6 protein-coding genes and 2 pseudogenes are annotated in these 8,066 nt (G+C 70.1%); 2 read left to right on the top strand and 6 right to left on the bottom strand.

Features of this window, described 5'->3' with window-relative positions; translation table 11 throughout:
- Window positions 1-363: 363 nt before the first annotated feature.
- Together JHN63_RS53400 and JHN63_RS43080 are read left to right on the top strand one after the other, a co-directional pair.
- Window positions 364-710 (top strand): annotated as a pseudogene (locus JHN63_RS53400) (IS701 family transposase); the annotation flags it as partial.
- A 254-nt stretch (window positions 711-964) separates the two neighbouring features.
- A complete protein-coding gene (locus JHN63_RS43080) occupies window positions 965-2,002 on the top strand; it encodes an IS110 family transposase (protein WP_307782121.1) in 1,038 nt (345 codons plus the stop codon).
- Here the strand turns inward: JHN63_RS43080 and JHN63_RS43085 are convergent.
- The 6 genes and pseudogenes from JHN63_RS43085 to JHN63_RS43110 form a co-directional block, all read right to left on the bottom strand.
- Window positions 1,990-2,193, bottom strand: a complete 204-nt coding sequence (locus tag JHN63_RS43085) for an IS3 family transposase (RefSeq protein WP_307782120.1) — start codon at window positions 2,191-2,193, stop codon at window positions 1,990-1,992. The genes JHN63_RS43080 and JHN63_RS43085 overlap by 13 nt on opposite strands.
- A gap of 101 nt (window positions 2,194-2,294) precedes the next feature.
- The gene (locus JHN63_RS43090; RefSeq protein WP_234478539.1) at window positions 2,295-3,548 is read right to left on the bottom strand and encodes a BTAD domain-containing putative transcriptional regulator; all 1,254 of its coding nucleotides are present in this window, start codon (window positions 3,546-3,548) and stop codon (window positions 2,295-2,297) included.
- A gap of 220 nt (window positions 3,549-3,768) precedes the next feature.
- On the bottom strand, window positions 3,769-3,933 hold the full coding sequence (locus JHN63_RS43095) for a hypothetical protein (protein ID WP_200690584.1): 165 nt from the start codon (window positions 3,931-3,933) through the stop codon (window positions 3,769-3,771).
- 117 nt (window positions 3,934-4,050) lie between these two features.
- Entirely contained in the window at window positions 4,051-5,508 is a 1,458-nt protein-coding gene (gene tnpB, locus JHN63_RS43100; protein WP_200690585.1) for an IS607 family element RNA-guided endonuclease TnpB, read from the bottom strand.
- Window positions 5,505-6,080 carry an IS607 family transposase gene (locus JHN63_RS43105; protein WP_200690586.1) on the bottom strand — a complete coding sequence of 192 codons (576 nt, stop codon included), beginning with the start codon at window positions 6,078-6,080 and terminating at the stop codon, window positions 5,505-5,507. The genes tnpB and JHN63_RS43105 overlap by 4 nt, the downstream gene beginning before the upstream one ends.
- Before the next feature lie 65 nt (window positions 6,081-6,145).
- Window positions 6,146-8,066, bottom strand: a pseudogene (locus JHN63_RS43110) (LuxR family transcriptional regulator); the annotation flags it as partial.

Genomic DNA, 8,066 nt, shown 5'->3' on the forward strand with positions numbered 1-8,066 from the left:
CACGTTACTTACCGCCCTCTGAGAACTGCGATCGCCGATGCTGTTGCCGACTTCATGGATGAAGCTGTCGGCGGACTCCGAACAGGCAGGCTCGCATTCCTCACCTCCATGCTCACCAAGGACATACCCCCGCAGGACCTGCAATGGCTCTACGAGCAGAACCTGCTTGTCCCGATGCCCTGGGGTGCCCGTCTGCTCCTGGACCGCGTCATGCAGGACTGGCGAGACGTACCACCCCGCATCAGCGTGCCGACGCTGGTCGTCGGCGGTGAGGCCAGCCACGTAGCACCCGCTTCACAGGCATGGACGGCCGACCGCGTCCCGAACGCCGAACTCCGCGTCTTCACCCGGGAAGAGGGCGCCGACGTTGCCGACGACCAGCCCGGTCACCGCCATCTACTTGTTCGCCGCAACCGCAACAGCGGCGAACTCGCCTTCTACCACTGCTACTCGGCTGCCCCGGTGCCGCTCGCCACACTGGTACGGGTGGCCGGACGCAGGTGGACCGTCGAGGAGACGTTCCAGGCCGCCAAAGGCCTGGCTGGGCTGGACGAACCCCAGGTCAGACGCTGGACTTCCTGGCACCGCTGGGTCACCCTCGCGATGCTGGCCATGTCTTCCTGGCTGCGGCCACCGCACACGAACAGGACCACTACCCGGCCCCAGGCGAGCTGATTCCGTCGACCTGCAACGAGAACCAGCACCTGTTCGCCATGAGGTTCCGACTTGTATTGGCCGTAGCGGAGCGCGGTCGGGTTGGCCGCTCGTAGCGTTTCCGTAGGACGCTGGGTCGGATGGCTCGTGAGGTTCCTGCCGCCCGTTGGGGCTGGCCCGCTCGAGGTGTGCCGCCGACCCGGTGTCCGGCCCCGGTCTGACTCAACAGAGGCAAGTCCCGGCAGCGGTTCCGGAAGTCGGCGTGTCGGCCGTGGACGCCCTGCCGTCCGGCCGTGAGGAGCGAACTCCCGTGATACTGATCGGTGTTGACCCGGACAAGTCCACTCACACCGCTAGCGCCGTAGACCCTGTATCGAATCAGCAGGCCGGTTCGCTGATGATCGAGGCGAGCCTGGCGGAGTACCGGCAGCTCCTGGCCTGGGGCCGCCGCTGGCCGCAACGCAAGTGGGTGGTCGAGAACGCCAACGGACTCGGCCGCCACCTGGCCCAGTGGCTCCTCGCCCGCGGCGAGACCGTTGTCGACGTTCCGGCCTCGGCGACCAGCCGCGTCCGTCAGCTCACCCGCGGCGGCGGCCGCAAGAACGACCGTATCGACGCTGCCGCGGCGGCCACGGCCCACATCCACGGAGACGGGCGCGAGGTGAACAGGGACGACCACACCACGGCCCTGGCCCTGCTCGACGAACGACGCGTCAACCTCGCCCAGGCCCGGGTCCGCACCGTCAATCAGCTGCACGCGGTACTGCGTGATCTGCTGCCCGGCGAGGCTCCGCCGCAGCTGTCGGCGGACCAGGCCACCGCGCTGCTGCGCACGGTCCGCCCTGCCGGCGACGTCGAAAGGGTCCGCAAGGACCTTGCCCGCGATCTGGTCACGGAGATCCGGGTGCTGGACAAGCGGCTCGCGGAGAACGCCGTACGCATGGAGGAACTCGTCGAGTCCTCGGGCAGCACGCTGATGAACACTCCTGGCGTCGGGCCGGTGCTGGCGGCACGACTCGTCGGACGCGCCAGCAGGTTCGCCACTGCTGCGGCTTTCGCGAACTACACCGGCACCGCCCCGATCGCGATAGCCAGCGCGGACAAGGCCCGCCACCGGCTCTCACGCTCCGGCGAGCGCCAGCTCAACTCCGCCCTCCATACCATCGCCGTCACTCAGATCCCTATGCCGAGCGCCCCAGGACACGCCTGCTACCAGCGGAAACTCTCCGAAGGAAAGACACCCCGGGAAGCCAAACACTGCCTGAAACGCCGTCTTGCGGACCATGTGTGGCGCGTCATGATCGGCGACGAACGCAGGTCCAAGCACCGGCTGCCTCAAGCGACTTGACAAGACACAGAGGCACCGAGCCGTTTCTGGATGCGCCGGGAGTTATCGAAGCCGTCGACGTACTCGAACAGCGCGAGGTTCACCCCGGCCCGGGTGGCGAAGACGGGCCCACGGATGCATTCGGTCCTGATGAGCATCCACAGCAGCGCCAGCGTCTCGCCGTCGGCCCGGTGCAGATCGTCCAGGACCACGGCCAGGGGGCGTCCGCGGCGGCCTCACGCAGCCAGGTGCTGAACGCCCGGTGCAGCCAGAACCACCCGATGGACGCCCTGTCGTCCCGAGCCGGGAACCCCTACGCCACGCTCCCGCCGGTCCCGTCTCCGGTCTCTCCCCGTGCGCCGTAGCGAGCCTCCTGGAGCAGGACGCCGAGCGCGTCCGCGTCGGTGGGAGGGGTCCGGCGGGCGAGCGCGCCGAGCGCCTCCACCCAGGCCCATGCGGACGGGGCGCCGTCGAACTCGGGGCAGCGTCCGACCACCACGGTCCAGCCCTGCTCCCGCAACCGCCGCTGGTACCGGCCGAGCAGCGCCGACTTGCCGGCCCCGGCCTCCCCGGTCACCAGGACCACGCCGCCGCCCCGCCGGGCGTCGCGCGCCACCTCCTCCAAAGACAGCAGTTCGTCGTCCCGGCCCACGAACATGTCGTCGTCCGGCAGGACGACGCCCATCGTGTCCCCGGCTCCCCCGGGCGACACGCACCGCCCCGGCGCCGATACCCAAGTCCCTTGCGCCGATACCGCGCCCCCCACCGATTCCGAAGCTCCCAGCACCGCGGACTCCGCCGGTAGCGCCGCGCGCAGGAACTCCGTCCGCCCCGCAAGCACGGCCACCTCCAGCTCGGCCAGGGCGTCGCCGAAGCTCAAGCCGAGTTCGTCGGCCATCACGCCGGCCGCCCGCCGCAGCTCTGCCACCGCGTCGGGGCGGCGTCCACTGGCCCACAGCCCGAGGGCCAGCAGCAGCCAGCCCTCCTCCCGCAGCGGATGCTCCCGAACGAGTGCCTCGGCCGCCGGCACCGCCTCCCGCGCGGCCCCCGTGGCCAGGGCCGCCGCGATCGCCATCTCCCTTGCGGTCAGGTGCAGTTCACCCAGCCGGGCGGCTTCGGCCGACGCCCACTCCTCGTCCGCCCACTCGCCGTAGGCCACTCCGTGCCACCACCCGAGCGCCTCCTCCAACAGGCGCCGGGCCTCGGCCCTCGGTGCCTTACGCGCCCGCCGTACCACCGCCTCGAACCGCCAGGCGTCGACCGCGTCCTCCGGCAACCGCACCGCGTACCCGGGCGGGGCGCTGACCAGGACACCGGCCGGGGTGCGGGGCGTCCGGCCGGGTTCGAGTACACGACGGAGATTCGACACGTAGACGTGCAGGGAGGCCGCCGCCTTCTCCGGGGGCCGCCCCCGCCACAGGCGGTCGATGAGTCCGTCGACGGACACCACACGGCCGCGGTCGGCCAGCAGGAGGGCGAGGACGGCCCGCTGCCGGGGACCTCCCAGGTTGACCGGCGCACCATCGATGTCCGCGCCGATGGAGCCCAGGACCTTAACGTTGAGCATGACCCGTCAATCTACAGCGCGGGCCCCTGCTTCCGGAGGAGCTCCGCGGCGGCGTCGCCGGAAGGCTCTGCATCCCTGACGACGAGGTGGGCTGAATCCCCGGCGTCCGGGCCCGCTGGGACTCACCGACCGCTTCGACCCCTGCTCGCGACGGGGGCGCTGCCCGCCGTCACCGGTGTCGGCGTCACCGTAGTCATGGGCGCCCGGCAGAGTCGCGCGTTCACGAACGCGTGAAACCCTCGCAGGTCGCGTCGTCGGCGCTGGTGTCGACCGCACCCATCGACAGGGTGCTCCCAAGCTCGTCGCAGAGGCCGACGGAGGCCCGCGAGCGGCAGAGGGCCACGGCACAGGCCCTCAGCTGGTTTGAGTAGTCCTTCGTCGCCATCGGCGGTCTCCCCGCTCCCCCCGGATCAAGCAGATCCGGTATCAACGTGTTCACCGTTGCTCAGAGCCTCAGCAGCTCTCAGCATTCCGGGCATTTCGAACCGGAAGGTCCGTCTCATCACCAAAGCGTGAGGGCTTCGGCTTGAGTACGGTCTCTCGTTTCTGTCTGCCGCTGGTGCGGCAGGGTTGCGCCACCTGCCCGCCCACCCGCGGCCTTGCGGCTGCGGGTGGTGGCGCGGGTCTTACAGTCGGCTCCACGAGGCTTCGACACCGCCGGGGCGGTGTCCTGGTCTCCGGCCACTCCGGTACCAGTCACTGCGGCCGCCGCAAGTGCGACGAGGTTGAGTGCGGCGTTGTCGTCCCGGTCGATGACCAGGCCGCAGGCGTCGCATTCGTAGGTCCGGACGTGCAGCGGCAGCTTGGCTTTCACCGCGCCGCACCCGGAACAGGTCTTCGAGGAGGGATACCAGCGGTCCGCGACCACGATGCGGGTGGCGTGGCGCTGGCGGGTCTTGTAGTCGAGTTGGCAGCGGATCGGACTGAATCCGGCGTCGGCGACCTGTCGGGCCAGGCACCGGTTGTGGAGCATCCCGGCGACGTTCAGGTCCTCGACCACGACGGTGCCGTACTCGGCCGCGACGCTCGTGGTGAGTTTATGCAGGGCGTCTTCACGGAGGTTCGCCACGCGGTGGTGGACCTTGTTCCGCTGGGCGTTGGCCTTCTCCCACCGCTTCGAGGGCTTCTGTCCGGTGCGCCGGTCGGGGCCCTGGCGTCGGGAGACGACGCGAGAGACGCGGCGCAGTTGCTTGCGTGTCCGGTCGTAGTGCCTGGGGTTGGCGACGGCGCGGATCTCGCCCGTGCTGTCGGCCATGACGGCGAGCATCTTCACGCCGAGATCGATCCCGACCGCTGTGTCCGGCCGGGCGACCCGGCCCAGGCCCTGCTTCACCTCTGCCTGGAAAGAGACGAACCAGCGCCCGCGCTCGTGCCGCACCGTCGCGGACAGGACCCGGGTCGTCCCGGCCTGGACGCGGGCCAGGAGTTTGACGGTGGGCTCGTGAGTGCGGATCGTGCCCAGCCTCGGCAGCGTGACGTGCCTGCCGTCGGCGTCCACGCGGATGATGCCGGTGGTGAACCGGCAGGCGAGGCGCGCCTTCCGCTTCGCCTTGAACCGCGGCGCACCCATCTTCCGGCCGCGGCGCTTGCCCCGCTTGGACTTGGCGTAGTTGTCGAATGCGGCCGACGCGTTGGCCAGCCCGGTGGCGTACGCCTCCTTGGAGTTCTCCTCCCACCAGTCCGCGAATCTGGGGTCGGTGTGCTTGGCCGCGTTGAACGCCTTCCGCAGCGACGGCAACGACCACGGGCGCCACTCGGTCAGCCCAGCCTCGGGGATGCCGTACGTCTCCTCGGCTTTGCGCTGCCACCACGAGGCGGTCACCCAGCCCACAGCCCAGTTGTACACGGCCCGCGCGGCGCCGCAATGCGAACGCAGCGCGGCCTGCTGTGCGGCGTTCGGGTCCAGAGCGAAGCGGTACGCCTGGACCACGAACCCGGGCTGCGGCCGGAACTTCTTCACTCGGCGGCCTCACCGGTCGCCACGGCCACCGCGCGGGCGGCCCGGTTCTTCGCCGCGCGCCGCCCGTACAGGCGCGCGCACATCGAGGTGAGCACCTCGGTGATGTCGCACACCAGGTCATCGGCCGTCTCGGCGAGGTCGAGGACAACCAGGCGACGCCCGGACGCGGACAGGACAGCTTCGAGGTGCTCGACGCCGAACCGGGCCAGCCGGTCGCGATGCTCGACCACGATCACCGCCGCCAGCGGGTCGGACAGAACCCGGTGCAGCTTGCGCCGACGCCCGTTCAGTCCCGAGCCGACTTCGGTCACGACCTCCGCAACCGGCAGGCCGAGACCAGTGGCCCCCTGGACCACGCGGGCCACCTGCCGGTCAAGGTCCGGCTTCTGATCCGCCGACGAAACCCGGCAGTACGCCACGACACGGCCGGACGTCTCCGAAGCGGGCTCGTCGACCAGCCACGTGCCGGACGGCGTCTGACGCACCGGGACCGGCATACGGCCCTCTTTCGCCCACGCCCACGCGGTCTGGTAGTGCACGCCGTTACGTGCCGCCCACTCGGAAAGCTTCACGCGATCAAGATAGTAGATGAGAAAGGCTGATATTCACTGATGAATCATGCAACAGTCGGCAGCCCCTACGGCGCGAAGGTGCGCCGTCGCGCCCGCTCTGTGGACATAGCTGCAACAGCCCGGCATGCACTCGCGGCGAGATGGGGCGAGTCCCAAATGAGCGCGGTCTGTTCGGCCAGAGCGTAATTCTCGGCAGCGGCCTGTTCCTCGCCGAGGAGCCGGTACAGGTCGGCGAGGGCATGGGCGAGGGGACGGGTCGCGTAGACCGCGCCGGCCGCTCCACCCAGCTGTTGCCGGAGAGGCAGCAAATGGTCGATCAGAGCTGCCGCGGTCTCCAGGTCGTCGTGGAGGACAGCGAGCTGGGAGCGGAAGTCGAGTTCCATGCCGTAGAGGTGGTCGGTCACAGGCTCTGCGGGGAAGCTCACGGCGCGCGCCTCGTCAAGTCTGCCGAGACGGGCCAGGGCGAGAGAGAGCGCCACCCCGACCGGAGCCCCGACCGACTCGTACACGGTCCGCATGATGGTCTCGATCTCAGCCATGCAACCCTGGGCCAGCCGGATGGTGACCACTCCAAGTGTGCGCAAGCCCTGGGCCTGGTGTGATCCGACACGCTGCAGCAGGACGTCGGCCTCGGAGTACCGGGACTCCGCCTCCTCGAACCGGCCGGCGATGCACGCCAGCATGGCCGAGGTCGCTATGTTGATGCCCTGTGCCCACACCATCCGGTAGCGCTGCGCGAGAGCCAGGCCTTCAGCGGTGTACCGGCGTACCGCGGCCGGTTCATTGAGAGTGGCGGCGGTCATGGCGTCCATGTTCTGGCAGACCCAGCGGTAGGCAGGCAGGTCGTGCACGCGAGCGAGTTCGCGGAGTTCGGAAACCAGCGGTGTCCGTGCCTCACCCAGCCCCTCGTGCGGGAGCAGCTTGGCGGACGTCATCAACGCAGCCGCCAGCAGGCGCGGTTCGCCCTTCGCGCGGGCGAGCCTCAGTTGCGTGCGCGCCGCCTCGACGGCCCGTGGGGCATCCTGGACCGCCACCGCGTCGACGAGAGCCTGCAGCACACCCGCACGTGTGGGATCGTCCAGAGTCGTATCGGACGCCAGCTTCTCGAGTCGGGCCAGCAGAGCAGGGTCGTAGGAGTCCCCCAGCCTGCTGTGCCAGGGGGAGGGTTCGATCCACGAACCGAAGACCGCCGCGACCAGGTCGCCTCGGTCTGTCCCTTCGGCCAGTTCGACTGCCTGCTGCCGGGTGCGCCGGGCCGCGTCCGTGGAGCCGGCCCGCACCTGCGCGCCGAGCAGCCGCACCAACAGCCCGACCGTGCGGTCGGGGTGCGCGCCGAGATCGCCCGAGGCTGCGGTGTGCACCTCGATCGCCTGCTGGATCAGCTCTACGGCGGTGTCGTGGGCGTAGCGCCGTTCTGCTACCTCGGCCGCACGCAGCGCGTAGTCGACAGCCAGCGGGGCGTCCGCGGTGCTGCCCGAACGGGCGAAGTGGTGGGTCAGGGCGGTGAAGTCGTCGGGGCGGTGAATGCGCAACACCTGCGCTATGCGGGTGTGCAGGCGAGACCGTCGGACGCCGGAAAGGTCGGTGTACACAGTGTCGCGGACCAGGGCGTGCACGAATCGGACGCGCCCGGGGCCGGACTCGGTGAGCAGATCCGCTGCGATGGCGGCGTCGAGTCCTTCCAGTACCTCCTCCTCGTGGGCGTCGGCCGCGTCTGTCAGGAGGGCCACTTCGGCCTCCAGGCCCACGACTGCGGTGAGTTGTACGGCGGACCGTGCTCCGGCGGGCAGCAGGGCCAGGCGCCGACGCAGGACGTCGCGTACGCCCTGGGGCACCTCAGAGATCGCGACCAGGGCGCCCTCGCTGGCCAGCAGGCGGGCGCTCTCCAGGACGTAGAACGGGTTGCCGCCGGTGCGTTCGGCGAGCGCTGTCACCGTGGCCGTGTCCACGGGTTCTCCGCAGACGGCGTCGACGACGGTGGCTACG

The organism is Streptomyces sp. MBT65 (assembly GCF_016612545.1).
GTDB lineage: Bacteria > Actinomycetota > Actinomycetes > Streptomycetales > Streptomycetaceae > Streptomyces.